General features: G+C 45.8%; 32 protein-coding genes. 30 read left to right on the forward strand and 2 right to left on the reverse strand.

Translation table 11 applies throughout. The features are described from left to right. Positions 1 to 44 precede the first annotated feature (44 nt). The 10 genes from CSUNSWCD_RS10635 (at position 45) to CSUNSWCD_RS10680 (ending at position 5,857) form a co-directional block, all read left to right on the forward strand. Positions 45 to 275, forward strand: coding sequence for a hypothetical protein (locus CSUNSWCD_RS10635; RefSeq protein ID WP_009497276.1), 231 nt, complete (start codon positions 45 to 47; stop codon positions 273 to 275). Continuing rightward, a complete protein-coding gene (locus CSUNSWCD_RS10640; RefSeq protein WP_009497278.1) occupies positions 268 to 516 on the forward strand; it encodes a MarR family transcriptional regulator in 249 nt (82 codons plus the stop codon). The genes CSUNSWCD_RS10635 and CSUNSWCD_RS10640 overlap by 8 nt, the downstream gene beginning before the upstream one ends. Continuing rightward, positions 513 to 1,373 (forward strand): phage replisome organizer N-terminal domain-containing protein, encoded by an 861-nt coding sequence (locus CSUNSWCD_RS10945; protein WP_009497281.1) that lies wholly within the window; start codon positions 513 to 515, stop codon positions 1,371 to 1,373. The genes CSUNSWCD_RS10640 and CSUNSWCD_RS10945 overlap by 4 nt, the downstream gene beginning before the upstream one ends. Next, a complete protein-coding gene (locus tag CSUNSWCD_RS10650; RefSeq protein WP_009497283.1) occupies positions 1,360 to 1,998 on the forward strand; it encodes a hypothetical protein in 639 nt (212 codons plus the stop codon). Before CSUNSWCD_RS10945 ends, CSUNSWCD_RS10650 begins: the two co-directional genes overlap by 14 nt. Continuing rightward, a complete protein-coding gene (locus tag CSUNSWCD_RS11360) occupies positions 1,995 to 2,162 on the forward strand; it encodes a hypothetical protein (RefSeq protein WP_009497285.1) in 168 nt (55 codons plus the stop codon). Before CSUNSWCD_RS10650 ends, CSUNSWCD_RS11360 begins: the two co-directional genes overlap by 4 nt. Next, positions 2,159 to 2,422, forward strand: coding sequence for a hypothetical protein (locus CSUNSWCD_RS10655; RefSeq protein WP_009497287.1), 264 nt, complete (start codon positions 2,159 to 2,161; stop codon positions 2,420 to 2,422). Before CSUNSWCD_RS11360 ends, CSUNSWCD_RS10655 begins: the two co-directional genes overlap by 4 nt. Then, a complete protein-coding gene (locus CSUNSWCD_RS10660; RefSeq protein ID WP_100223859.1) occupies positions 2,406 to 2,804 on the forward strand; it encodes a RusA family crossover junction endodeoxyribonuclease in 399 nt (132 codons plus the stop codon). The genes CSUNSWCD_RS10655 and CSUNSWCD_RS10660 overlap by 17 nt, the downstream gene beginning before the upstream one ends. 279 nt (positions 2,805 to 3,083) lie before the next feature. Beyond that, on the forward strand, positions 3,084 to 3,437 hold the full coding sequence (locus CSUNSWCD_RS10670; RefSeq protein WP_009497293.1) for an HNH endonuclease: 354 nt from the start codon (positions 3,084 to 3,086) through the stop codon (positions 3,435 to 3,437). A 166-nt stretch (positions 3,438 to 3,603) separates the two neighbouring features. Next, positions 3,604 to 4,218, forward strand: coding sequence for a P27 family phage terminase small subunit (locus CSUNSWCD_RS10675; RefSeq protein WP_034964912.1), 615 nt, complete (start codon positions 3,604 to 3,606; stop codon positions 4,216 to 4,218). Next, positions 4,211 to 5,857, forward strand: coding sequence for a terminase large subunit (locus CSUNSWCD_RS10680; protein ID WP_009497297.1), 1,647 nt, complete (start codon positions 4,211 to 4,213; stop codon positions 5,855 to 5,857). The genes CSUNSWCD_RS10675 and CSUNSWCD_RS10680 overlap by 8 nt, the downstream gene beginning before the upstream one ends. On the opposite strand, the gene CSUNSWCD_RS10685 is transcribed toward CSUNSWCD_RS10680, so the two are convergent. After that, positions 5,854 to 6,057 carry a hypothetical protein gene (locus tag CSUNSWCD_RS10685; protein WP_009497299.1) on the reverse strand — a complete coding sequence of 68 codons (204 nt, stop codon included), beginning with the start codon at positions 6,055 to 6,057 and terminating at the stop codon, positions 5,854 to 5,856. The genes CSUNSWCD_RS10680 and CSUNSWCD_RS10685 overlap by 4 nt on opposite strands. Positions 6,058 to 6,474: 417 nt before the next feature. Here CSUNSWCD_RS10685 and CSUNSWCD_RS10690 point away from each other — a divergent pair, with 417 nt between their 5' ends. The 10 genes from CSUNSWCD_RS10690 to CSUNSWCD_RS10735 all read left to right on the forward strand — a co-directional run bounded on the left by CSUNSWCD_RS10690 (position 6,475) and on the right by CSUNSWCD_RS10735 (position 12,130). After that, positions 6,475 to 7,686: a phage portal protein gene (locus CSUNSWCD_RS10690; protein ID WP_009497303.1), complete on the forward strand. Its 1,212-nt coding sequence runs from the start codon at positions 6,475 to 6,477 to the stop codon at positions 7,684 to 7,686. Next, positions 7,679 to 8,233 (forward strand): HK97 family phage prohead protease, encoded by a 555-nt coding sequence (locus CSUNSWCD_RS10695; protein WP_009497305.1) that lies wholly within the window; start codon positions 7,679 to 7,681, stop codon positions 8,231 to 8,233. The genes CSUNSWCD_RS10690 and CSUNSWCD_RS10695 overlap by 8 nt, the downstream gene beginning before the upstream one ends. Then, entirely contained in the window at positions 8,230 to 9,369 is a 1,140-nt protein-coding gene (locus CSUNSWCD_RS10700; protein WP_009497307.1) for a phage major capsid protein, read from the forward strand. Before CSUNSWCD_RS10695 ends, CSUNSWCD_RS10700 begins: the two co-directional genes overlap by 4 nt. Then, positions 9,370 to 9,849, forward strand: a complete 480-nt coding sequence (locus CSUNSWCD_RS10705; protein ID WP_009497309.1) for a head-tail connector protein — start codon at positions 9,370 to 9,372, stop codon at positions 9,847 to 9,849. Beyond that, positions 9,849 to 10,169: a phage head closure protein gene (locus tag CSUNSWCD_RS10710; RefSeq protein ID WP_034964914.1), complete on the forward strand. Its 321-nt coding sequence runs from the start codon at positions 9,849 to 9,851 to the stop codon at positions 10,167 to 10,169. Before CSUNSWCD_RS10705 ends, CSUNSWCD_RS10710 begins: the two co-directional genes overlap by 1 nt. Beyond that, positions 10,159 to 10,635: an HK97-gp10 family putative phage morphogenesis protein gene (locus tag CSUNSWCD_RS10715; RefSeq protein WP_009497313.1), complete on the forward strand. Its 477-nt coding sequence runs from the start codon at positions 10,159 to 10,161 to the stop codon at positions 10,633 to 10,635. The genes CSUNSWCD_RS10710 and CSUNSWCD_RS10715 overlap by 11 nt, the downstream gene beginning before the upstream one ends. Continuing rightward, a complete protein-coding gene (locus CSUNSWCD_RS10720; RefSeq protein ID WP_009497315.1) occupies positions 10,626 to 10,958 on the forward strand; it encodes a hypothetical protein in 333 nt (110 codons plus the stop codon). The genes CSUNSWCD_RS10715 and CSUNSWCD_RS10720 overlap by 10 nt, the downstream gene beginning before the upstream one ends. Positions 10,959 to 11,028: 70 nt before the next feature. After that, a complete protein-coding gene (locus tag CSUNSWCD_RS10725) occupies positions 11,029 to 11,505 on the forward strand; it encodes a hypothetical protein (RefSeq protein WP_100223860.1) in 477 nt (158 codons plus the stop codon). Continuing rightward, positions 11,505 to 11,822: a hypothetical protein gene (locus CSUNSWCD_RS10730; RefSeq protein ID WP_009497319.1), complete on the forward strand. Its 318-nt coding sequence runs from the start codon at positions 11,505 to 11,507 to the stop codon at positions 11,820 to 11,822. The genes CSUNSWCD_RS10725 and CSUNSWCD_RS10730 overlap by 1 nt, the downstream gene beginning before the upstream one ends. 2 nt (positions 11,823 to 11,824) lie before the next feature. Next, the gene (locus tag CSUNSWCD_RS10735; RefSeq protein WP_009497320.1) at positions 11,825 to 12,130 is read left to right on the forward strand and encodes a phage tail assembly protein T; all 306 of its coding nucleotides are present in this window, start codon (positions 11,825 to 11,827) and stop codon (positions 12,128 to 12,130) included. On the opposite strand, the gene CSUNSWCD_RS10740 is transcribed toward CSUNSWCD_RS10735, so the two are convergent. After that, complete coding sequence (locus tag CSUNSWCD_RS10740; RefSeq protein ID WP_009497322.1) at positions 12,120 to 12,344, reverse strand: hypothetical protein; 225 nt, start codon at positions 12,342 to 12,344, stop codon at positions 12,120 to 12,122. The two genes, CSUNSWCD_RS10735 and CSUNSWCD_RS10740, sit on opposite strands and share 11 nt — an antisense overlap. Before the next feature lie 43 nt (positions 12,345 to 12,387). Here CSUNSWCD_RS10740 and CSUNSWCD_RS10745 point away from each other — a divergent pair, with 43 nt between their 5' ends. The 10 genes from CSUNSWCD_RS10745 to CSUNSWCD_RS10790 all read left to right on the forward strand — a co-directional run bounded on the left by CSUNSWCD_RS10745 (position 12,388) and on the right by CSUNSWCD_RS10790 (position 22,923). Beyond that, the gene (locus tag CSUNSWCD_RS10745; protein WP_009497324.1) at positions 12,388 to 17,922 is read left to right on the forward strand and encodes a hypothetical protein; all 5,535 of its coding nucleotides are present in this window, start codon (positions 12,388 to 12,390) and stop codon (positions 17,920 to 17,922) included. Next, entirely contained in the window at positions 17,919 to 18,797 is an 879-nt protein-coding gene (locus CSUNSWCD_RS10750) for a hypothetical protein (protein WP_009497326.1), read from the forward strand. Before CSUNSWCD_RS10745 ends, CSUNSWCD_RS10750 begins: the two co-directional genes overlap by 4 nt. After that, a complete protein-coding gene (locus CSUNSWCD_RS10755; protein WP_009497328.1) occupies positions 18,797 to 19,714 on the forward strand; it encodes a hypothetical protein in 918 nt (305 codons plus the stop codon). The genes CSUNSWCD_RS10750 and CSUNSWCD_RS10755 overlap by 1 nt, the downstream gene beginning before the upstream one ends. Then, positions 19,714 to 20,391, forward strand: coding sequence for a leucine-rich repeat protein (locus CSUNSWCD_RS10760; RefSeq protein ID WP_009497330.1), 678 nt, complete (start codon positions 19,714 to 19,716; stop codon positions 20,389 to 20,391). The genes CSUNSWCD_RS10755 and CSUNSWCD_RS10760 overlap by 1 nt, the downstream gene beginning before the upstream one ends. A 2-nt stretch (positions 20,392 to 20,393) precedes the next feature. After that, positions 20,394 to 20,996, forward strand: a complete 603-nt coding sequence (locus CSUNSWCD_RS10765; protein ID WP_009497332.1) for a DUF7338 family protein — start codon at positions 20,394 to 20,396, stop codon at positions 20,994 to 20,996. Between the two features lie 79 nt (positions 20,997 to 21,075). Next, positions 21,076 to 21,456 carry a hypothetical protein gene (locus tag CSUNSWCD_RS10770; RefSeq protein WP_009497334.1) on the forward strand — a complete coding sequence of 127 codons (381 nt, stop codon included), beginning with the start codon at positions 21,076 to 21,078 and terminating at the stop codon, positions 21,454 to 21,456. Next, the gene (locus tag CSUNSWCD_RS10775) at positions 21,440 to 21,712 is read left to right on the forward strand and encodes a hypothetical protein (RefSeq protein ID WP_009497336.1); all 273 of its coding nucleotides are present in this window, start codon (positions 21,440 to 21,442) and stop codon (positions 21,710 to 21,712) included. Before CSUNSWCD_RS10770 ends, CSUNSWCD_RS10775 begins: the two co-directional genes overlap by 17 nt. Positions 21,713 to 21,803: 91 nt before the next feature. Then, complete coding sequence (locus tag CSUNSWCD_RS10780; protein ID WP_009497338.1) at positions 21,804 to 22,169, forward strand: phage holin family protein; 366 nt, start codon at positions 21,804 to 21,806, stop codon at positions 22,167 to 22,169. Next, positions 22,159 to 22,353: an anaerobic ribonucleoside-triphosphate reductase gene (nrdD, locus tag CSUNSWCD_RS10785; RefSeq protein WP_009497339.1), complete on the forward strand. Its 195-nt coding sequence runs from the start codon at positions 22,159 to 22,161 to the stop codon at positions 22,351 to 22,353. The genes CSUNSWCD_RS10780 and nrdD overlap by 11 nt, the downstream gene beginning before the upstream one ends. A gap of 15 nt (positions 22,354 to 22,368) precedes the next feature. Continuing rightward, on the forward strand, positions 22,369 to 22,923 hold the full coding sequence (locus CSUNSWCD_RS10790) for a glycoside hydrolase family 108 protein (RefSeq protein WP_009497341.1): 555 nt from the start codon (positions 22,369 to 22,371) through the stop codon (positions 22,921 to 22,923). Positions 22,924 to 23,022: the final 99 nt, after the last annotated feature.

Below are 23,022 nucleotides of genomic sequence, written 5' to 3' on the forward strand. Positions count from 1 at the left end.
GCGTTTGCGTGGCTGACGGTAGAGAAATTTAAGGGGGATGAGGAATGAACGAAAGCGAAAAAGCGGTATTTGAATTTATTAAAGCCGAAATAAAAAAGGCGGAGACGGACGAGTTTGTTTATATTCGGTCTCAAAAGATTATAGAAGCTGCAGAAATTAGCCGTAATACTTTTCATAAGGTCGTCAAGAGTCTTAAGCGAAACGGCGCATTGATCATAGACGATTATACCTTAAGTTTCGGCTACAAGTTGCCTAAGGAGAAAAACAATGAATGAAAATTTAAACAACGGCTACGCAATATGCCCTAATAGCTGGATATTCGATAAAAAATTGAGTGTTGAGGACTTGCGACTGCTTTTGTATCTAGCGAGTAATCCGAGCGGCGATATATTAGAGCTATCAAAGCTTTTTAGCCTTGCTAATTCTACTACCAGCAAGCGGCTAACTAAGCTTAAAAAGCTCGGCTACATTGAAAAGATTAAGGGCGTATTTCAAATTTCGGGGGGTGAGCTGTGAGTAAAAAACTATTTTGGATAAAACTTAAAAAGGATTTTTTCGATGACCCTAAAATTTTAAAAATAAGAAGTGTGGCCGGCGGAGATACCTACACCTGCATCTATCTTAAGCTTCTATTAAAAAGCTTAGACGATGACGGCGTTATATTTTTTGACGGCATAGAGCCGACGATAGAAGCCGAGATCGCGCTAAAAATAAGGGAGCAAGAAATCAACGTCAAGGCTGCTATGGCTATTTTTGAGAGCTTGGGGCTATTACAAAAGGGCGAGGATGACGACGTGAGACTGCCCGAAGCTGTAAGCCTAAGCGGCGGAGAATGCGACAGCGCAAAGAGAGTTAGGGAATTTAGAGCCAAACAAAAAGAGGCTAAAGCGTTACATTGTAACAGCGCGGTAACAAGCGGTAACAAAAACGTAACCCTAGAGAAAGAGATAGAGAAAGAGATAGAGTTAGAGAAAGAAGAGGCTAACGCCTCTACGCACGTGCGCACGCGTGAGAGCGAGAAGCCCGACCCCGAACCTAAGCGATTTAAAAAACCGACCCTAAAAGAACTTGAAACCTACAAGCAAGAGACAAATTTAAATCTCGTCGATTGCTCCGCGTTTTACGACTTCTACGAAAGCAAGGGCTGGGCGGTAGGCAAAGCCCCTATGAAAGATTGGCGAGCGTCTATGCGCAACTGGCAAAGAACCGAGGCGGAGCGAATAGCTAAAAGAGGATCGCCGCCTATTGCAAAAGACAAAAGGCAGGATGCGACGACGGTAGATTATGACGATTTAGCGCGTTTCGGGTTTAGGAGCAACGACGCGATAGAGTGCGAAATACTAGAACTAGGGGCAGATTATGGCGATAGATAGGGTCGAGCTGATAATGCAAGCGGTGGAGTGCAACAAAGTCCAAGCGATGATTTACGAGGACGAAATTAGAGACATCCCCGATAGCAGGCTTATGGATTTTTTCAAATTTAGGCTGCAATTTTTGGAGCGCTACGTAAGCAAAGAGCTAGCGATGAAAAAAGCTATCACCGCGTATAAGACTATCCTAGCCAAAGAGGCGATAAAGCAAGGCAAATACGCCTTTGATAGCCTTGAGGCGATGATCGATTTTATCAGGCAAGCGTACAAAGGGCAGGAGTTTTGCTACGGAGTGCCGCCGTTTTACGACGTGGTGCGGCTAGCTATCGACGAGGATGGCGACATAATAAATAAATTCTCCGTGAATAGCTACGGTAAATACCCTAAGCTAAGCGGCGAGGATACGCAGGCGGTGTTTGAGTGGCTATTTAATCATCAATACCGAATAGGCGAGGTTAAATTTATCAGCGTAGAAAATTCGGCCAGATACCAAGCTAAAAAGCAAGAAATAGAGCTACGCGAAAAAGGGCAAGATCAAATCATCGACAAAATAAACAAAGACCCGGACGCGCCGCTGCCTATCAGCCCTAAAGTCGGCGCAATGCTAGCCATAAGGACGGCAGTATGAAACTAGAGTTTAGACCAAAAGGTGCAACACTATTTTACGAGGTATGGATGGTTGATTTTGTGCGAAATATCGTGAGAATAAAAATTGCGGGCGGAGAAGCACAAGAGGAAATATTGAGCGAGGGCGAGCTAAGAGTAAAAGGCGAGCAAGGGATGTTGTTTTGAAACTATCCAAAACCGAAAATCTAAAATTTAGGCAATTCCTAGCATACGAATACCCCGTTTGCCAAATATGCGGCAAAGCTCCGAGCGACGACGCGCATCACGTGAGATACGGCTGTTATGGGGCGGACAAAGACGACCGCAAACAAATAGCTGTATGTAGAGCTTGCCACGATTGGTGTCACGATCACAAACACGAGAGTATAGAAAAATACGAGGAGCTAGCCGATGAGAATTGGGCGGAATATGAAGCTAGTTTATAAGTTTGAGATAACGGGGCTAGAGTATAACCCGGTGCCGTATAAAAGGACGACGCAGAGGGCTAAATTCGTAAGTAAGGATTATAAAAAATATCTCGAATGGAAAACTTTGTTGGGAGATACCTTTTGCGCATCTAATCCGGACGCGCCCAAAAGAATAATCAGGCGCGGCAAAGACTGGCACGCCGTGCCGGAGCTAAGCGGGGCGTACTTCGTGGAGACCGTAGCGATATACAAAGACAAAACGCACGGCGACACGGACAACGTAGCCAAAGGAGTACTGGACGCGTTATTTAAAAACGACAAATACGTAAGCGGGAGCTGCCGCTACGAATACGGCGCAAGCGGCGGGATAAGAGTTATGATTTATGAGGCGGGCGAGTGATGAACCACATTGAGGGGTTTTATCACAATGCGGATTTGATAAGATTTTTTTCATTGGGTAAAAATTTCTTTAAGAATACAAACGAGAAGAAGCTAAAGGCCGAAATAAGGCTATTGGGATCGTCGTTATTCGTAAAGCCACCGAAATATGTGAGAAAACTAATCAATAGCGGTAATTACGTAGCTATGCCGGTGCGTACCGCAGATAAAGCGGAGTTTGATGAATTTTATCAATTGACCGATAAGACTACGATCGGATTTTACAAAGTGAGAGGATAAGATGCCGACGCTATTTAAACGCTGTAAATGCGGGGCAAAGATAAAGATAAACGAGAGAGCGTGCGAGCGGTGCAGAGCGAGCGCTAGCGCGGGAGCAAACAAGATGTATAACGTTTTTGGTAGAAACAAGGAAGCGGACAAATTCTACCAAAGCAAAGAGTGGAAAGCGGTGCGAGCCATAGTCAAAGCTAGGCAGCCCTTTTGTGTAGCGTGCGGCAAGCCTACGCAGATAATAGACCATATTGTGCCGATAGAACACGGCGGCGCTACGCTAAACCTTGATAACCTGCAAGGGCTTTGCAGGAGTTGTCACAACAAAAAGACTGCGCAGGATGAGGAGAAATTTAAAAAATGATGGGTAGGGGCAGGTCAAATCTCTACGACCGAGACGGCGAAACATCGGACGGGTGCATTTCATTTTTTGCGCGCCGTATTTTTGAGAAATTAATAAAGTCAAGTGAGAACAAAGTCAAGTGATAAACGGTAAGTCAAGCGACGATTTATTGTCAAAAGCTGAGGCTATGGATATTTTAGGCATAAAATCAGCCGAAACTATGAGCCGAATAGCAAAGCGGCACGGGGTAAGTACGATAAAGGAATGGAAAAACGTATTTTACCCAAAGGATGAAATTTTAGAACTAAAAGATAGGCGAGAAAAAGATCGGGCTAGCAAAAAACCCAACGCAAATTTTAGAGCCAAAAAAAGCGAAAAACGCACCGAGCTGATAGTCAAAAACGAAGCCAAAAAAGCAGACAAACCGCAAACGGCAAATTTGCCCGTCACAGCTAGCGACGCGATGGCAAATGAATCAAGCCTAAAAGAGCGTATGAGCGCAGTCGTCAAAGAGCTAAAAGAAATAGGACTTTATGAAATTTGCGACAAGTCGCTTATTTACTCATACTGTCTAACCGAGATCAAGCTTGACGAGGTAGCCGCGCAGATGCGAGAAAATTTTACGACCTACGACGACAAGGGGAACGAAAAGCCGCACCCGCTCACAAAAATTTACGCCGATTTTTTGGCCGCAAAACTAAATTTGGCTAAAGCTTTAGGGTTAGGAGCAGGCAACCGCAAGGGGCTAAAAATAAGCGAAATAATCGAAATAGACGAAATGGAAAAATTATTAAATGGCTAAAATCTTAAACCTCATACCGCGCGACAAGATCATCGTGGATGCAAAACGCGTTATTGCAAAAAAACAAGCCGAATTAAAAGGCACGCCTTATTTTATCGATGAAGAGATCGCACTAAAAGCGATAAATTTTATCTCGCTATTAAAACATACCGCCGGCAAATTTGCCGATCAGCCTTTCCAGCTCTTGCCTTTTCAGATAGAGTTTATCATCGACGTAGTAGCGACTTATTCAAGAGAGGGCGGAACGCGTCGGTATAAGACGGCGCTATTATTTTTGCCGCGCAAAAACGGCAAAACCGAGCTGATTGCGGCTATTTTGCTATTTTTTCTTTTTATCGACGCCGAAAAAGGCAAAGAAATTTATTGCGCCGCCAACGAAACCGAGCAGGCAAAAATCATTTTTAACGCTACCGACTCGATGCTAAGGCGAAACCGTAGCCTAAAGGCGATGTCTACGACATACAAAAGCACGAAGACTATCGAGAAAAATGGCGATTTTTTGGATTTCGTAAAGGTCCTGACGGCAAATGCCGACACCAAAGACGGGCTAAAGCCTTACGTGTTCGTTTATGACGAGCTTCACGCCGCAAAGGACGGCGAGCTTTGGCGAGTGCTTGAAGAGGGGCAGATAAACAGAGACAACCCGCTAGCTTTTATCATCTCGACCGCGGGCTATAACCTACAAGGCGAGATGAAGCGCAAATACGACTATGCCAAACAAGTAAAAGCGGGCATCATCAAAGACGATAGCTTTTATAGTATGATCTTTGAGGCAGACCCCGAAAAATGGCAAGACGAAAGCGAATGGATAAAGGCAAATCCCGCGCTAGGGTATGGCGTTAGGCTTGAAAATTTACGAGATAGGTTCTTAAAAGCCGCTTCAAATGCCGAGGATGAAAATAGCTTTAAGACTAAGCACTTAAACATTTGGTGCAACAGCTCCGCATCCTGGATAAGAGACGACGTATGGCAGAAAAATTTTATCCCAAATTTTGACGCAAAAAGGCTAAATACCGCCGTTTCCTACGCGGGGCTTGATTTAAGCTCTACTACCGACATTACCGCCTACGTCATAATGTCGCACCTGGACGGCATTTTCCACATAACGCCGTTTTTTTGGGTACCGTTTGAAAACGCAAGCGCGCGAGCCAAAAAAGACCGCGTGCCGTATATTGACTGGATAAACAAAGGCTTTATCCGCGCCACGCAAGGGAACGTTATCGACTATGACGAGGTTCAGAGGGATATTTTAGAGATAAACGAGAGATTTAACATAAAATGTACTGCCTACGATAGGTGGAATTCTGCAAAAATCATAACAAATTTAACCAATGAGGGGCTAGAGCTTACGCCGTTTGGGCAGGGCTTTGGCTCGATGTCGGCTCCGACAAAAGATATTTTCGCGCTTGCGCTATCCAAAAAGCTAAACCACTTCGATAACCCCGTGCTTAGGTGGATGGTTTCGAACGTCGATCTGCAAATAGACTCCGCCGAAAACGTAAAGCCGGACAAGAAAAAGGCGCGTGAGCGTATAGACGGGGTCGTCGCTTTGGTAATGGCAAACGGCATCAGGCTAGTTTGCGAGGCGCAAACGTCCGAGACCAGTCCATACCTGACGGGCGACATTAGAAGCTTTTAGTCGCCTAGCGCCTCTTTGAGCGCCTTATATTTTTGCGCCATTTCATAGTTTTCAAACCAGCTTCTAATCCACGACGGGAATGGTTTATTTTCGCCATTCCAGTTGTTTATCGAATTATAACTAAGCCCCGTCATTGCTGACAGCCCTTTTTTGTCTAAATTTAGCTTTTTTAGCCAAGCCGTAAACTCCGCTCTAGTCATTTTTTAGCTTCTTTTCGATACGTTCGAGTCGCCACTCGTTTACTCCGACCCAAGCGCTCAAAATCAAAATCAAGATAAATTCTAAGCTCATTTTAGCTCCTTTGTGATATAATAACGAAAGTAAAAGATGAAAATCCCGCAACCTGCGGGCTAGTTTGAGCTTTATGATAGCAGCTTGATAAAGGCCGCTATGTAAAAAGCTATCTGTAAGATTGTTGCTACCAACCTTAAGACGTCAAACGTTTTCATCTTTTTTCCTTTCGTTTTTTATTTCAAAGGCTTTAACCCCTTTGATAATCAAATTATATCAAATAATTACTTAAAAATATCTTTTAATTACTATTGTATTATTAAATTCTGCGTTATCAGAAAGATATTACCTTGACTTCTCCCGATTCCCCCTAAAAAACCGCTAGTATGAGCAAAAAAATAAAAAGTAGGCTGATGTTTGGATTTTTAAAAAAGAAAAATTTACCGAAACTAACGCGTAGCGAAACGGGCGAGATGTTTGCGCCGACGGCAAACGGCGGGGTGTCTATAACCGCCGATAGCGCGATGAGAATATCGGCCGTTTATGCTTGCGTTAGAGCCATCAGCGAGACTATCGCCACATTGCCTTTTGAAATCTACGAGAAAAGAGGCAAAGGCAAAGAGCCGGCCGTAAACCACCCCATAAGAAATTTAATCAAGATCGCGCCAAACGAGAAAATGAATATTGCGCAGTTCTTAGAGGCAGTTTTAACCTCTATGCTGCTTCGCGGTAACGCATTTTTGCGCCCTGTAAGAGCTAGAAACGGTGCGGTGGCGAGCATAGAGTTTTTAGACCCTAGCAGAGTAACCATTAACGACGACGACGAAATTTATTATACCTATACGAGCAAAAAAGGTACTTTTAAATTTTCGCTCGAAGATGTGGTAAATATCCCTTATTTCACGATTGACGGGCTAAACGGGTTAAGCCCCGTCGCAAAATGCAGAGCGTCGCTAGAGCTTACGCAAGTAGCCGAAAATCACGGCAGAAATTTCTTTAAAAACGCTGCGCTACCAAACGGCGTGATTGAAATTCCGCAGGAGCTAAATAACGAGGCCTACGAAAGAATGAAAACTTCTTGGCACAAGGCCTACTCAAACGAAAACGCTTACAAAACGGCTATTTTAGAAGCTGGGGCGACATATAAAGGCATAAGTATTCCAAACAAAGACGCGCAATTTTTGGAGCTTAGGGATTTTCAGGTAACCGACATCGCAAGGATGTTTAGGGTGCCGCCGCATATGATAGCCGATTTAAGCAAAGCCACGTTTTCAAATATCGAGCAGCAAAGTAAGGAATTTGCCGAGTTTACCATCTTGCCGCTCGTGGTAAAGATAGAAAAAGCGCTAAATCATAGACTTTTAACGCCTGACGAGTGGGACAAATATTATTTTAAATTTAATATCAACGCGATCACGCGCGGCGATATGAAAAGCCGCTTTGAGGCTTACAATTTAGGGCGCAATATGGGCGTTTATAGCGCAAACGAGATAAGAGAATTGGAGGATTTAAACCCTATCGAAAACGGCGATATTTATCTTCAGCCGCTAAATATGGACGAAGCGGGCAAAGCCCAAGAAAAGGATAGTAATGAGTGAAATTTTGCAACGAAAAGCGAGTCTAAAAAGCTCAAACGACGAAACGAAAACTTTAAATTTCGTGATCGTAAGCTCGGATAACGCCTGCACGCGCTTTGACTGGGCGAGCGGCAGATACTACACGGAGACGCTAGACGTCAAAGGCGCGCAGTTTGGCGAACTAAAGACGATGTTTAAAGACCACAACCCAAGCGTCGATAACGCCATAGCTAGAGTAGAAAACGTCAGAGAGGAAAACGGCGAGCTAGTATGCGAGTGCGTTTTTGCAAGCGATGAAGACAGCCAAAAGATTTATCGCAAATACGCGGACGGCGTCTTAAGCGACGTAAGCATAGGCTACAGCGTTAAAGATTTTAAAAAGACAAAAGGGGACAAGATAGATGACGTACTCGTGACTAAATTTAATATCTTGGAGCTAAGCGCAGTTTGGAAAGGCGCGGACAAGGGTGCTAAAAAGCGAGAGGACGAAAGAGTTGCCGAAATATCGGCTTATCAAAAGGCGAAAGCAAGAAGCCTAAATCTAAAACTAAAGGAGCTTCAGTTATGAAGAAAAGACTACAAGAACTAAAAGATAAGGCAGGCGCGCTGCTTGCTAATATGCGCGGCATTTTAGACGGCGCGGCTAAAGAAAACAGAGCTACGACCGAAGAGGAAAACGCTAAATACGACGCGATGGAGGCCGATTTTGAGAGAATGAGCGGCGAGATTAAGAGACTTGAATCGCTAATTAGAAATGACGAGTTTATGTCTGCCGTACCCGAGACCGTGCAGCAAAAAAGCGCCGATGATCCGGATGCTAACTTTTGGCGCTACGTTAGGGGCGTGCCTTATGAGAGAGACGCGCTATCGACTGTCGACGCAAACGGCGGCTACACCGTGCCAAAAACGTTTCAAACCTCCGTAATAGAGCTTTTAAACAAAGAGTGCTTGCTGCGCCGCCTTTGTTCGGTAATGACGACCGAGAACACAAATTTAATCCCTATCGAGGCAACGCGACCGCAGTTTAGATGGCTAGGCGAGGCTGAGGCATACTCTGAAACTGGGATAAACTTTGCGCAGATCCAAATCGGCGCGCATAAAGGTGGCGGCATCATCAAAATCAGCGAGGAGCTACTAAACGATAGCGCAATTAACGTTGAAAGCTATGTTAGGCGCAAAATGGCGGACGGCATTGCCGTGCTTGAAGAAGAGGCGTTTATTGGCGGTAACGGAACGCAAAAGCCAAAAGGGTTGCTTGACGGCATAACTACGGGCATAACTACTGCGGCGGCGGGCAAATTTACGTCTGATGAGCTAATAGATATGCTTTACAGCGTAGCGGTAGGCTACAGACAAAACGGCGTCTGGTTGGTTTCCGACGTATTCGAGCGAGAAGTAAGAAAACTTAAGGATAAAAACGAGCAGTATATTTGGCAACAGGGCTTTACGTCCGATGCGCCTAATACGCTACTGGGGCATCCTGTCTACGTGAGCGAGTTTATGGGTAACGAGCTAACTACCGGCAAAACTCCCGCGATTTTCGGCGACTTGAAGTATTATCAAATCGCAGACCGTGGCTCAATGGGCTTACAGCGCCTAAACGAGCTATACGCAGGTAACGGGCAGGTCGGCTTTAGAATTCACAAGCGCGTAGACGGCAAGCTAACTATGGCAGATGCCGTTAAAAGCTTTAAGATGAAATAAATGAAGCTCGAAATCTTAGAGGGCGGCGACGCTCTCTTTTTAACCCTAGACGAGGTCAAGAGCTGGCTAAGAGTAATCGGCGACGAAGAAGACGGGCTTTTAAAGTCGCTTATTTTGGCAGCCGAGCAGTTCTTTGAAAACCATACGGATCGCGTTTTAATGCCGAAAAAATTCAGGGCGACCTTTCTAAACGAAGCGGCAATCCTTCCTAAAAGCCCGGTAATACAAATATCTAAACCGCAAAATGCAAGCGTATTATGGGATAGGCAAACGGCGCAAATTTTAGGCATGACGTCGGGCGAGGTGGAATTTAGAGCCGGGTACGAAACGATACCGCAGATTATTAAAATTTGGGCGCTAAACAAAATCGCTTCGTGGTACGAGAATAGAGAAAACGTAGCCGTCGGTACTATAGTTTCAAAATTTGACAAATCTCACATAGACGTCGTTTTAGACCAATTCAAGGTAAGGCGGTTTTAATGAGAATCGGCAGGCTTAGGCACTTAATTACTTTACAAACGCTTCAATCCGTGCGAAACGAATACGGCGAGGTTGAAAAAGGCTATGCGGATTTAGCCAAGGTTTGGGCTAGTATAGAGCCTATTAGCGCAAATGAGAAATACTTACGAAATCAAGAGAATATGCAGATCACGCATAAGATAGAAATTCGCTTTTTAAAGAGTATCGGCGTAACAACGCAAATACTTTTTAATGAGCGAAAATTCGAAGTAAAGAGCGTAATAAATCCGCTCGAAAAAAACGAAAAATTGATTTTGCTGGCGACTGAAAATGAGCACTGAGATAGCGGGCTTTGACAAGCTTCTTAATCTAATAGACAAAGTAAAAGAACTGCCGGAGAGAGTACAGAAAAAGGTTTTAAAGGGGGCGGCAATGGACGTAGCAAGGCAGGTGCGAAAGATCGCGCGCAAAAATGCTCCCGAAAAAAGCGGCATCTTAAAGGCTCATATCGTGGCCGTGCCTAGCCGAAGCAAAGACAAGGGCGTTATTAGGGTTGCAGTTTTGGTAAGGCGAAGTAAAAACATAACTAAGAAATTTAAAGACGCGCTAAAAGCGGGTAAAAAAATCCGCACGAACAAAGCCCAAACCAAAACCGACGGCTACTATGCTTATTTCGTCGAACGCGGCACTAAGTACCAAGAAGCGCAAAACTTTTTACAAAATGCGCTAAACGCGGTTGAGCCAAAAATGCACGAGATAGCCGAGAAGCACATAGACGAGTTTTTAAGGAAAAACGGATGGCTATAATTAAATTAGCAAGGCATTTAGAAACAAAGACGGGCGTTAAAGTGTTTGCCTATGAGGCCGACGCCAAAGCCGACGTCCCGTATATCGTCTATCAGATAAACGACCAAAGCGAAAAACTAGCCGTTAACGGCGGAGTGATACAGACTGATTATTTAATAGAGCTTGACGTATACACGAAAACCTTTAAAGAGAGCGAAGCGCTAAAAGAAAAGATCATAAATGCGCTTTTAGACTTTGAACGCCCCGTAACTTCTATCAAATGCGACACGGACAAAGAGGACGGGTTTATATTTTTAACTATTGAGCTTGAATTTTTCGTTTGACTTCTCCCGATTCCCCCTAAAAACAAAATAGAATAGATTAAAAATTTAAATTTACTACAAGGAGCATAAAATGCCATCAGTATCAACAAGTCCCGATTATACCGGCATATCTGTCAAGGTTGCCGATTTGGCTACAAACACAAGTTTTCCTACGACCGTAACATCGTCCGTAGCGGTAGGTCATCTCGATGATTTTCCGACGGTTTATGAGGCCACTAGAGAGGTTAAAAAATATAAGCCGATTAACGACAAGGATTTTTCGCAAATGGTGTCTACGGGATCAGTCGAGTACGGAGCTATGAGTGCGACCGTGCTTTACGACCCAAGCGCAAGCGACGGTATAAATAAGCTTGAAGAAGCGTTTAAAGCAAATAAAAATATCGGACTTATCCTCGAGCTAAACAATTCAAGAGGCGCGAACGGCACGACCTATCTGTTTACCGTAAGGCTATCTAAATTTAGCGTTAAGGGCGAAAAAGACGGCAAAACCCAGGCGGAATTCGCAGCTGAAGTGATCGGCGAACCTACCATTAAGGCGGCGGCATAATGTTAAAACTTCAGAATATAAAAGAGAATTTTAGCGCAGAGGAAAAGGTCGTAAACGTCAAGGCGTGGGGCGGCGAGGTAAAAATCCGCCCGCTCACGATAGCCGAGAGAAACGAAGTTATCGCTACTATGCAAAAAGACGGGGAGCAAGAAAAAGTAGGGCTAGCCGACTTTATCGCCGCGCAGATAAAAACCGCGCATTTTGCGCTAGTCGATCCAAAAATTAGCGAGGATGAGCTAAAGGCGCTACCCGAACGAGCGTTTGAGGGCGTAAAAGAAATTTGCGACGAGGTTGAAAAACTAAACGCAAAAAAGTAGATATGGACGACGACGAGGTTAGGTTTAGATTTAAGCTAGCCTCCCACTTGGGCGTCGTCAACCCGTTTTGGCTTGACTATCTACTGAGCGATAGCGAGCTAAGGGCGTGGGCTGAGTATATGCGCCTTGAACCGGTTATGTCTGACAGGATAGAGGTGCAGCTCGCCGTCATTGCTTCAATGATACATAGTTATCTATCCAAGAACCCGCTGGGGTATGAAGCGTTTAAAATTTCAAGTACGGTTAGTAGAAAGACGGATAAAAAAGCGGAATTTGAAAAGAGATTAAAAGATGTGTTTAAAAAATAAACTTTATGTGAAGCGAGTTGAGCTCTTCCGCCGTAACGTGTTTAAGATCGCTAAGGCGTATTTCGTAGCCTCTTTGATACATCTCTTTTACGCTTTTAAGCTCGGCATCGTGCAAAGCGCTATTTCTAGCCATATTTTTGTAAATTCTATAAGCTACAAACATAACGAACAAAAAAACAAATACGCTAGCGTTTTGCGGAATGCCAAAATACATTTTAACTCCTTTTTTTCTTATTTTACCGTAAAGGTCGTAAAGTATGTCTAAAACCGCCAAAGTAACAGCAGAATTTGACGTAAACACGGGCAAATTTGAAACAGGAGTACAGCGCGCAGCTAATGTCGTTAAAAAGTATAAAACCGAAATAGACTTGGCCGCCCATGCGACCCAAATTCTAGGCGGCGTCCTTAGCGCGGCAAGCTGGGGCAAAGAAAAATTCGATCTGCTAAGCGGCAGTATTATAAAAATAAACTCCGATTTCGAGACTCTCAAAACTTCTTTAACCGGGCTAATCAGCGCGAGCCACTCAAACGTAAATTCGCTCGGTCGTTTAATGGGCGTGCAGGAAAAATGGGCGCTATCTACCAAGAAAGCCGACGATACGCTGCAAAGCCTAAATAAAATCGCGTCAAAAACGAGCTTTAACCTAGATCAAACCGCGCAGATGTTTAAAAGTTTTTATTCGACGGCCAACTCGAATATGAGCCTAAAACAAAGTATTGAAGCGTTTGAGGGATTAGCCAATATGGCGTCCGTAGTCGGTATAAACGTCGATCAGATGATACGAACTCTCGACGGCGTGGGTTCTGGCAAATGGACTTCAAGCGAGCTAACGCGCTTTTTAGAGGGTAGCTTGGGGCTAACCAAAGAAGCTGCGCAAGAGGCTATAAAGGCCGGCAAATACTACGACCTTTTGATGGAAAAAACGGCCGAATTCGCCAAAATGGCGGACGCTACGGGCAATACGTTCGAGGCCGTAACCGAAGCTTTTAAGAGTGAGGTTGAAAATTTAACCAGAAGCCTAACGGGCGGGATGTTTAATAGCTTCAAAGACGGCATAAAAGAGGCGACGACTTTTCTCAAAGAGAATAAAGACGCTATCGTAGGCGCGGCAAATACGGCCGTCGAGCTGGCTAAGCATTTAGGGGCGCTGGGGGCGGCTTATTATGGCGCGAGGATAGCTAATAATCTATACGATAAAGCCGTAAAAGCTATGACGGCATCTGCGTTACTCAGCAATCAAGCGCTTAGCGCAAAAACAAAAGCGCTAGGGCTTTTAAGCATAAGCATAGATAAGGCCAAGACCGCTACGCTTGCACTAAAGGCGGCGTTTAGGACATTTATCCCGGTTGCCGTCATATTCGGCGCGGTTGAGGCGTTTATGGCGCTAAAAGGCAGTATGGACGACGCTAAGATTAGCGGCGATGAGTTAAATAAAATACTAAGCCGCACAAATGAGGAGCTGAAAAAACTAACTAGAAACGAGATCGAATACGAAAAAATAAAACTATCCAAGAAATTTGACGAACAGCAGGTGCAACTACGAGAGTACGAGAAAGAATTAAAAGAATTTGCGGATAAACGAGAATTTTATATCGGTAAATTTAGAAATAACCCTAACTCTAGCTCCCTCGCGCACTTCTTGGGCGTAACGGACGACGGCGTAGCAAAAACGAAATCCGACATAGACGGATTAAAGCGAGAGATAGAGGCTACGCAAAGCGGGCTAAATAGGTACTCGCAAGAACTACAACGCAGAAACGAGAGTGTAAGCCAGACTGCAGAGCTAGTCCGAGGCAAAACGGACGAACTAAACGACGCGCTAGATAAGGCAAGCGAAAAAGCAAAAAACGTAACCACGCTAGGACGCCTAAAAACAGAGCTTGTCGAGATCGACGGGCTTATTAAAAATTTGCAAAAACCGTTAAATGACCCCGAGAAAGAAAAACAGAGGCTCGATACGCTCGAGGCCTTGACGGTCATGCGCGAAAAGACGGCAAAGCAGATAGCTGAGTTTAACAAGCAAGATATAAAAAGCCTGGGCGATATAAACTCTTCATACCGCGAGATAGCGCGCGTGGGGATGAGCGAATACGAGAAAAAACTCGACGACATCAATCAAAAATATAAAAAATGGCTTGAAGACGGCGTTAATAAAGACATCGCCAAAAAAGCGCGCGCTAGCTTAATAAGCGCCCTAGATAAAGAAGAAGCCAATAAAGCCATAAAAGAACATTCAAAATTCCTAAAAGAGAAAGAGGAACTAGAAAAAAAATACTTTGAAACGATCGGCGAATATGAAAAAGCGTGGGCGATCGAAAGCAAAAAATATAAAGAGGAAATCAAAAAATTAGGGCTTACGGAAGAGGACGCTAAAAAATACCTCGAAATTCAAAAGAAAAAATACCTCGAGCCGTACGTCAAACACACAAAAGCCGCCTTTAAAGACATCAAAAACAGCTGGGCTGATACAGTCTCGTCTATGCAAAAAACCGTCGATGACGGCTTTTTTAATTTTTTCATAGGTAAAACAAAAAGCCTAAAAACAGCCCTCAAAGACATCGGCACGAATTTGATGCGCGATCTGATTAGCCCGTATGCGCGTGTCTTGTCGCAGGGCATTTCGGGCGGCTTTGGCGCATTGCTTGGCGGCGGCTCAAATTTGGCCTCTATCGCTTCAAATTTGGGTCTAGCCAAAAACGATAGCGGCGGCTGGATAGGATCGGTCGGCGGCACGACGGTAGAGCTATCAAGTACAGGGCAGATACTTCGGGGTGCGGACGCTCTGGACAAAAGCACGACGAGCTTGCTTAGCTCCGTTTCAAATTTGCAAAGCGCATACTCTTTGCTTACCAGCGGCTATACGGGCTTTATCTCAAGCTTTACCAGTACGCCTGCGCTAAATGCTGCTAGCTGGCTATCTATGCACGGATACGCGGGGCTAGGTCAAGGCGTATACGGCTTTGGCACGGGGGTCAAAGGCGCGCTAACGGCTACGCAGTTTAGCTCTGCAGGCACTGCTCCGTATATGGCGGGGTCGGCGTTTGGCGGAGCGGCTCTTGGATACGGCATAGGCTATCTCGGGGACAAGCTTTTCAAAGCCAACACTTACGCTAGCACGGGCGGAGCGCTTGGAGGAGCCGCGGGCGGTCTGATAGCCGGTATGAAAGCGGGATCGTCTATGGGTCCTTGGGGCGCGGTTATCGGCGCGGTAGCCGGCGCGCTCATCGGCGGAGCGTTTGGTAAGAAAAAAACGACCGGTAGCGGAATATCCGTGCTTCAAGACATAACCGCCGGCGATGCGCTAAGCAACCAAAACATCCGTTCCTACATCGATATGCAAAAGAAAGGCTGGTTCTCAAAGAAAAGCTGGACCGAGATGAGCGACCTAGACGATACCTCTATGAGAGAGATCGGCGCGCAGCTTCGCTCTATGGATAGGATGGCTAGCCGCGCCGGAGCTCTTGCAAGCCTAACCCTAAAAATGGGCAAGTATAGCGGCGAAAGCCTAGCAAACGAGGGCTTTGCAAAAGCAATACTTCGCTCAATGACCGGGCAAGCCGAGCAGATGTGGGCGGAGGTAACAGAGAGCGGCGGCAAGAAGCGAAAAGGCTTGCTAGGAAAAATAGGCGGGGTATTTGAAAAGGCTATGAAATTTAGCCCCTCAAGCATCATCAACCGCATAACTAAACCGCTTGACGACGCCGTAAGCAAGGCGATGAGCAAGGCGGGGTTGGGCGCGATAGATAATATGGCGCGCGGTATGAGGGACGAGTTTGGCAAGGCTAGCGACGGAAATATATTCGGCCTAAAAAGCTCCCGCAAAATAGACGACCTGCTAAATCTCTCTCGCGACGAGACCAACAAAAATCAAAAACTCGTCGACAACCCCGAGTTTTCCAGAATGTGGAAAGACTGGGAAGAGCAAGCGAAAAAGACCAACAAAAAGGTCATCGAGCTAATGAGCGAGAGTTTAGGAGCGATCGCAGATAGCTACAAGAGCCTTGAGCTTTTGACCGTGAGAAATCCTATCAAGCAGGTTGAAATCTCAATGCGTCAAGCCTTTGAAAGCTTCACGGACGCAGCCGAAGCTTTGAAGCTTGATATACCAAAAGAGATGGGAAGTATCGCCGATCTTTCGGTAGAGCGTATGGCGCAGGCATACCGCAAAGCTATCGCGTCAGACTTCACAAAAAGCAACATAGACAGCCTAAACGGCCTAGTCAAGGCCTACGAGGCGGCGAAAAAAGCCCAAGACGAGTACACCAAAGCGGTGGTAAATTTCACCCAAAGCATAGCAAGTACGCAAGGCGGATTTTACCAAGCGCTGGGCTTTGATACGAATTTTCTATCTTTGCAAAACGTCTACACCCGTCTAAGAAACGTTGCGGGCGCCCTAGAGAGCGATTTGGGCGAAAAAGAAAAGAAAGATATAAATAAAATCGGCAGCACGAACGACCCGCGCGCGTGGGCTACGTATTTTCACAATATGAGCGCGGCGCAGATGCAGGAGTTTTTGGCGCGCGGTAACGTAGAAATGCGGGCGGAGTTGGTAAAGTTAATCAGCGAATACAAAAATTTCACTAATCAAAACGGCGGTCGCGAGGTGTGGCTAAAGAGCTTTAGCGACATCGAGGCGATAAGCAAGCAAATAGCCGCCCTAAAGCTAGCCGAAGCCGCGCAAAATACCCTAAATTTGCAGCGCGAACAGCTAAATTTGCTAAACAAGCAAAAAAGCGTCCTTGAAAAAGTAGCCCAAACCGCGCAGAAGCTAAGAGACAGCGTCATAGACGAAAACACGAGCGGGTTAAACTATCGTTTCGCCCTAGAGCGCGCAAGAATCGCCTACAATGCCAAAGACTACGACAGCAAGGCGTATGAAAATCTAAATACTGCGGTAGCAAAACAAGAGCAATATCTAAAACAAACCGCGGGAAGTTATGCCGAATATAAGCTATCTATCCTAAAAATGGCGAGCGAAATAGAGGGCATAACGGGCGCGGCTAGCCTTGATGACATCAACCGCCAGATAAAACGGCTAGAGGGCTTGCTAAATAGTAGCTCAAATTCACAACTAAGCGCGCTTGAAGCGCAAAAAGAAGCCTTGATAAAAGGCGCGAGCGACCAAATCAACGCTATGGAGCTACTGCTTGGCAGCGATAGCCCGGTAGTAAGATACCTAAAAGAGGCGTTAGCCGCGCTAAAAGACGGCAAGGCGGTACCAAACTATAACGGGGCGATAGCAAACGTAAATAACGGCGCGGTAACCGCAAACGGCGCGGTGCTAAGCTCGCAACTAGACCGCGACATAAACGCTATCTACAAAGATGTACTGGGTCGTAGCGTAGAGCAAAGCGGGCTAGACGCGTGGAAACGCAAGGCTCTAATGGAAAATTTGAGCTTACAGCAAATCCGCGAGCAAATCATAAAAACCGCAACCGCGATCACCGGGTCAAGCAATAAAAACGACTGGATAGAGTGGAGCAAACGTCAAGGGTTAAAACCTTATGCAGAGGGCGGCATAGTGACCCGCCCGACAAGAGCGCTAATAGGCGAAGCGGGAGCCGAGGCAGTAATTCCGCTCAAAAACGGCGCGGTAAGAGCGCAGATAGTAGGGGCGAGCGACAACGGCGAACAAACCAGGCTGATGCGCGAATTCGTTAGCGTAGGAAAGGAACTGCTCAAATACGCCAAAGATAGCGCGACGATACAAAAAGATACTACCAACGGGCAAGCCGTAGTGGTAACGATAGATAATTTAGAGCAAATTTTAAGAAAGGCGGCAAATCAATGACATTAGTCGAAAAAACGAGCTATACGGTGGCGAGCAATAACGCTCCGCCCGAAAACACTCCCGCGTGGCAAGAAAACAAAGCATACGCGGCGGACGACAGGGTTTTGTTTCTTAACAAAATCTACATTTGCGCAAAGCCCAACAGCGGCAAAAATGCGCCCAATATGACCGTGGACGAGTGGGTGGAGGCGGGCAGCCCAAATCCTACTAGGTTTCAAGACGAGTACGTAAATACCCAAACAAAAAGCGATACTAGGTTAGAGATAGTTATCAACGTCCCCGAGGCTAGCGTAAATTCGTTTGGGCTTTTTAACGCGGACGGAGCAAAAATCCTGATCTACGATAAAAACGACGCTTTGATTTTCGAGCGGGCGTTGGCGACTAGAAACGATAGCGCCAGCTGGTGGCAATACTTTTTTGGTGCATCTTTCACTTACCGCAACGACGTATGGCACCTAGGCGACGTAGACTACGGCGGGCAAATAAAAATCAAGATAGAGCCCAACGAAAAAGGCGCAAATCTCGGGCATTTAGTCGTAGGTCGCAAGATATTTTTAGGCGATACGCTTTACGAGCCTAGCGTCTCGATGATCGATTATTCAAAAGAATTTACCGACGACTGGGGATTTACGAGACTTCGCAAAGGCGCTACGGCTAAATACTGCGCCGTCAAAGTCATAGTGCCTAGCCCGCAAGTGGATTTCGTAGAAAAAACGCTGGCAAGAACGGCGGGCGAGCTAAACCTTTTTATCGCCGACGAGCGCGAGGACGGGTTTGAGTGTTTGGCGGTATTCGGATATTTCAAGGACAAAGAGGTGGTGATAAGCAACGCCCAAACAAGCGAATTAAGCATAAATTTAAAAGGAGTGATCTAATGGCAAAAACTATAACTAAACTACCCGACGCCCCGAGCGTAGAAAGACCGGGCAGCTTTAATCAGGACGCGGACAAATTCGTGCGCGCGTTAGGCAAATTTACGGACGAGGCTAACGCGTTGGCTTTGGCGGTCGAAACGGCGGCAAAGACCGTGCAGGACGCCGCGTTTTCGGCGCAACCCATACTCGACGCCAAAGACGAGGCGTTGCGGGCTATTAGCGCGGCAACTACCCAACTAGCCGCTGCGCAAAACATAAAAGCCGATGCGGAAAAATCCGCGCAAAAGGCTCAGAGCGCAGCCCAAGCCATAGAGGCGGCGAAAAACTCTTTAGCAAGCGCAAGCTCTACGCTAGAAGAGATGAAAAAGATAGTATCAAACGGCTTCATAGACGACGCGGCTATAAGCGAGAGCAGGACGTATTCAAGTAAAAAAATCGAAGATACCTTCCAGAAAAAGGGCGCGCAGACGGATACATACGCCAAGAGTGAAATAAACTCGCTTCTAGGCGGCAAAGTGGATCTAACGGCATACGCCGCCGACAAACCGACGTTTGCGCTCAAATCGCAACTAGGCGCGTATGTTACGTCTAGCTCGCTAGGAAACTATCTCACGCGCGGGCAACTGGATAACGCGCTAAGTAAATACACAAAAGCGCAAAACATCGCTAGCAATACGATAGATTTTATGCAGGGCGTAAATTTCACGGGTAGCGCAAGCGGGCAAATAACGGCAGGAGATAGAGAGGCGGGTCAAAGCGGGCTAGTGTATATTAGCGGAGGCGTATCCGGCTTTTCAAGCGACTTTGTAATCCTAAACCCAAGCGAAGCGACGTACGGGCAAGGATACGTATTTTTTAGCTACTTCGTGCGCCCGGGCGACAACAAAGTATTAATTTCTTTCATAAAGGCCGCGTAATGTTAAAAGGAGCGTTTTTTTTCGGGGGCAAGGGTGAAGAACCCTATCCCGAAGTAACAAAGATAGTGGTAGAAAACGGACTGAACTATGTTTTGTGGGGGAATGAGGTTCCGAATAGTTTTACGAGAACATACCAAAACATTTGCGAGGCTCCTAACTACCACAAAAACAAACTAGACTTTAGCAAATTTACGAAAATCGGGGCAAACAATTTTAATAATTTTTCTCTAGTTTTGGTCGCTCCTGGTATGACGGAGCTAAATTTAAAATCGTTACAGACGCTTGGGGCTAGCTGCTTTAATAATCTAAGCGGGGATATAAAAACCTTGAAAGCTCCTCTGCTAAGAGAAGTGGATGACAGTTTTTCTACAACTACATTAACAAATATAGATGTACCTTCGCTAGAAACCATTAAGAATACCTGCTTTTCAAACAACTCTAGCGTAGTTAATGATTTTACGTTTCCAAGTTTGCATACTATAACCGGGCAAGGTAATTTTTGCAACCTGTCTAACGTATTTTATTTGACGATGAGGAAATTAGTAAAAATTAGTGGGGCAAACAATTTTAAAGGCTTAACGTCTCTAAGTCAAATAGTAGTAAGCGCGGGGATAGATTCTGCCAGTGAATTCCGTCTCAAATCAGGCGTAGGCGCAAGCAAAATCAGAAAGGTATGACGATGAAACTCACGGCGAAACAAAAACTTCAAATAGCAAAAAACGTAGCGGTAGAGATACCGCTTGAGATTTTGCAGTTTCTCGTCGTGCCTATCGCTTTGCTTTTTTGCGGTAAAGAGAGCGAAAAACTGCCAAGATGGGCGGCGTGGTTTGATGACCCAGACTACGGCATCAATGGCGATGATGGGTGGAAAAACGAGCATTTCCCAAACGGCAAAAATCGCACGTTTTTTGCGCGCCTTTGCTGGCTATACCGCAACCGCATAGGCGTATTTAGCGCGAAATATCTGGGCGTCAAGGTCGAGGACATCGACGCGGGCACAGTGCGCACTCAAGGCGACGCGCTAGCAACATACAACAAAGGGCAAAAATCAACCGAGTGCCTCGTAACGTGCAAGATGAAAGACGGGACGGAGCGTTTTGGCTACTACCGCGAGATACGCTACGGCAAATCAAAATGGTACTGCCGTATCTATCTAGGCTGGAAGCTAATGGACATAGTCGGAATGCGTGAGGACAACAAAGCCGAGTATATGGAAGAGAACGACAAGAAAGTGCTTCAGACGGTTTGGGCGATAAACCCGTTTAAAAGGATAAAACAATGAGCTCGGCGGTCAAGTTTGTAGTCATTGCGGCAATAATTTTGGCCGTCTTGCTTACCATAAATTTGCTAAAGGGGGCGTGATGAATTTTCTAATCGCAAACAAGCTTTGGCTAATCGTAATCGGCGCTCTTGCGGGCGTAATGCTAGGGCTTGGAGTTGAAATTTGGAAGCTAAAAGACGACATCAAAGAAGCAAAAGCGGGGCTAGATCAGGCACAAAAAGAGCTAGCGATAAAAGAGGCGGCTATCCAAGTATCGGCGGCAAATTTAAGCGAGTGCAATACGCGTATAGATTTTCAAAACGAGAAAATCAAGGCGCTAACCGTAAAGCCGCCCGATGTAGTGGCGACGCAGGAGCGCGTAGTGACGAAATTCAAAAAAATAGAAGTGCCGGTTAAGGACGCGCAGTGCGAAAAGAAACTCAAATTTTACGAGGAGTTAATCAATGAAGCAGGCAAATAGAACTGTTCGGCATTTCCGAACAGTTGCACCGATAGCTATTTGCGCGCTATTTTTCGGCGGGTGCGCCAAAGAGCCGCAAATCATCACGAAAACGGTCTATCAAGAAGTGAGAACGCCCGTTGCGTGCCTTGCGAAAATGCCACAAAAGCCGAAATTCGAGGCAAACGATCCGCAAAGCGCGCAGGGTCTTATGGAGTATTTCAAAACCTGCGAGGAACTCTTAAAGGGGTGCGTAGATGATAGAGTTGGCGACTAGAGCTAGAAAATTTTGGCTAAGCAAAAAGGCTATTATCGAGATCGTTTTATCAATCTTGCTAATGTGGCTAGTCACTAAGTGAGGGAGAAAAATGGATGACGTAATAGAGGAGATAGGGCTTTATTTTTGGGTGATTTTAGTGGGGCTAGTGGGCGGACTGCTAAATATGGCAAATAGCGGTAAAAAGGGCGCGCAAAGGCTCGTAAATTTAGTCGTAGGCACGGCTAGCTCGATGTTTGTATGTTGGCTAGCGTATGAAACGACATTTTACTTCACGCAGGCGCCAAAGTTTTCGCTAGCAGTCGGCGGGTTTTTCGCGTGGAGAGGCGCGGAGTGGGCTACCGCGATGATAGATAAAGCCGTAGAAAAAAAGATAGAGGGGCTAAACGGCAACAGCTACGACTACGGGGACTACGGCGGAAGCTTTAGACACGAGGAGCGGGAAGATGACAAATAGCGAGATATTAGAGAGCTTGCAAGAAAAGCGCACGAAATGCACCATATGGAGCCGAGTAATGGGCTACCACCGCCCCGTCGAGGGCTTTAACATAGGCAAAAAAGGCGAGCATAAGGAGAGAATATTTTTTGAGGAAAATTTTAACGCGTCAGAGAAAAGCGTTAAAAATTTGAAAAATAATTAACACAAGGAGCGAAAAATGGCAAATTTTAACGAAGCTTTTTTAATTTTAATGAGACTTGAATTCTCTAAACCCGAGAACGCGCTAGATAAAAACCCAACAGAAAAGAGTTGGACGTTTATGGGAATATACCAAGATGCCCACCCGCACTGGGCTGGCTGGGACGAGATACTAGGCGCAGTGGCTCTTGGCGGGGATACCAGGAAAATATCGCGCGCGTTATACGCTAGCGAGAATTTGCGTGCACAGGTGCGAGCATTCTACAAAGAGGCGTATTGGGATAGGATGAGGCTTGACGAAATTTCAAGCCAAATCAAAGCCAATGAGATGTTTATTTTTGGCGTCAATGTCGGCGTTAAACCTGCCGTGAGAGTTGCGCAGCAGTTGGTAGGCGTAGTAAATGACGGCATAGTAGGCGACCAGACGTTAGCGGCGATAAACCGATACGACGAGGAGCGATTTGACAAGCAATTCGATCGCGCCGAGCTTGAATATTACAATCGTCTGATCGAGAAAAATCCGAAATTTAGGATTTACGCCAACGGCTGGAGAAATAGAGCTTTGGCGGTGTAGGCCTAACAAAATCAACAAGTGTATAACAAACTGTATAACAAATCTGCTTAAAGTGCCGTATTTTGGGGGTTTAAAGGGGGTTTAATGGTTACCCTGAAA

This window comes from Campylobacter showae CSUNSWCD, assembly GCF_000313615.1.
GTDB lineage: Bacteria > Campylobacterota > Campylobacteria > Campylobacterales > Campylobacteraceae > Campylobacter_A > Campylobacter_A showae_A.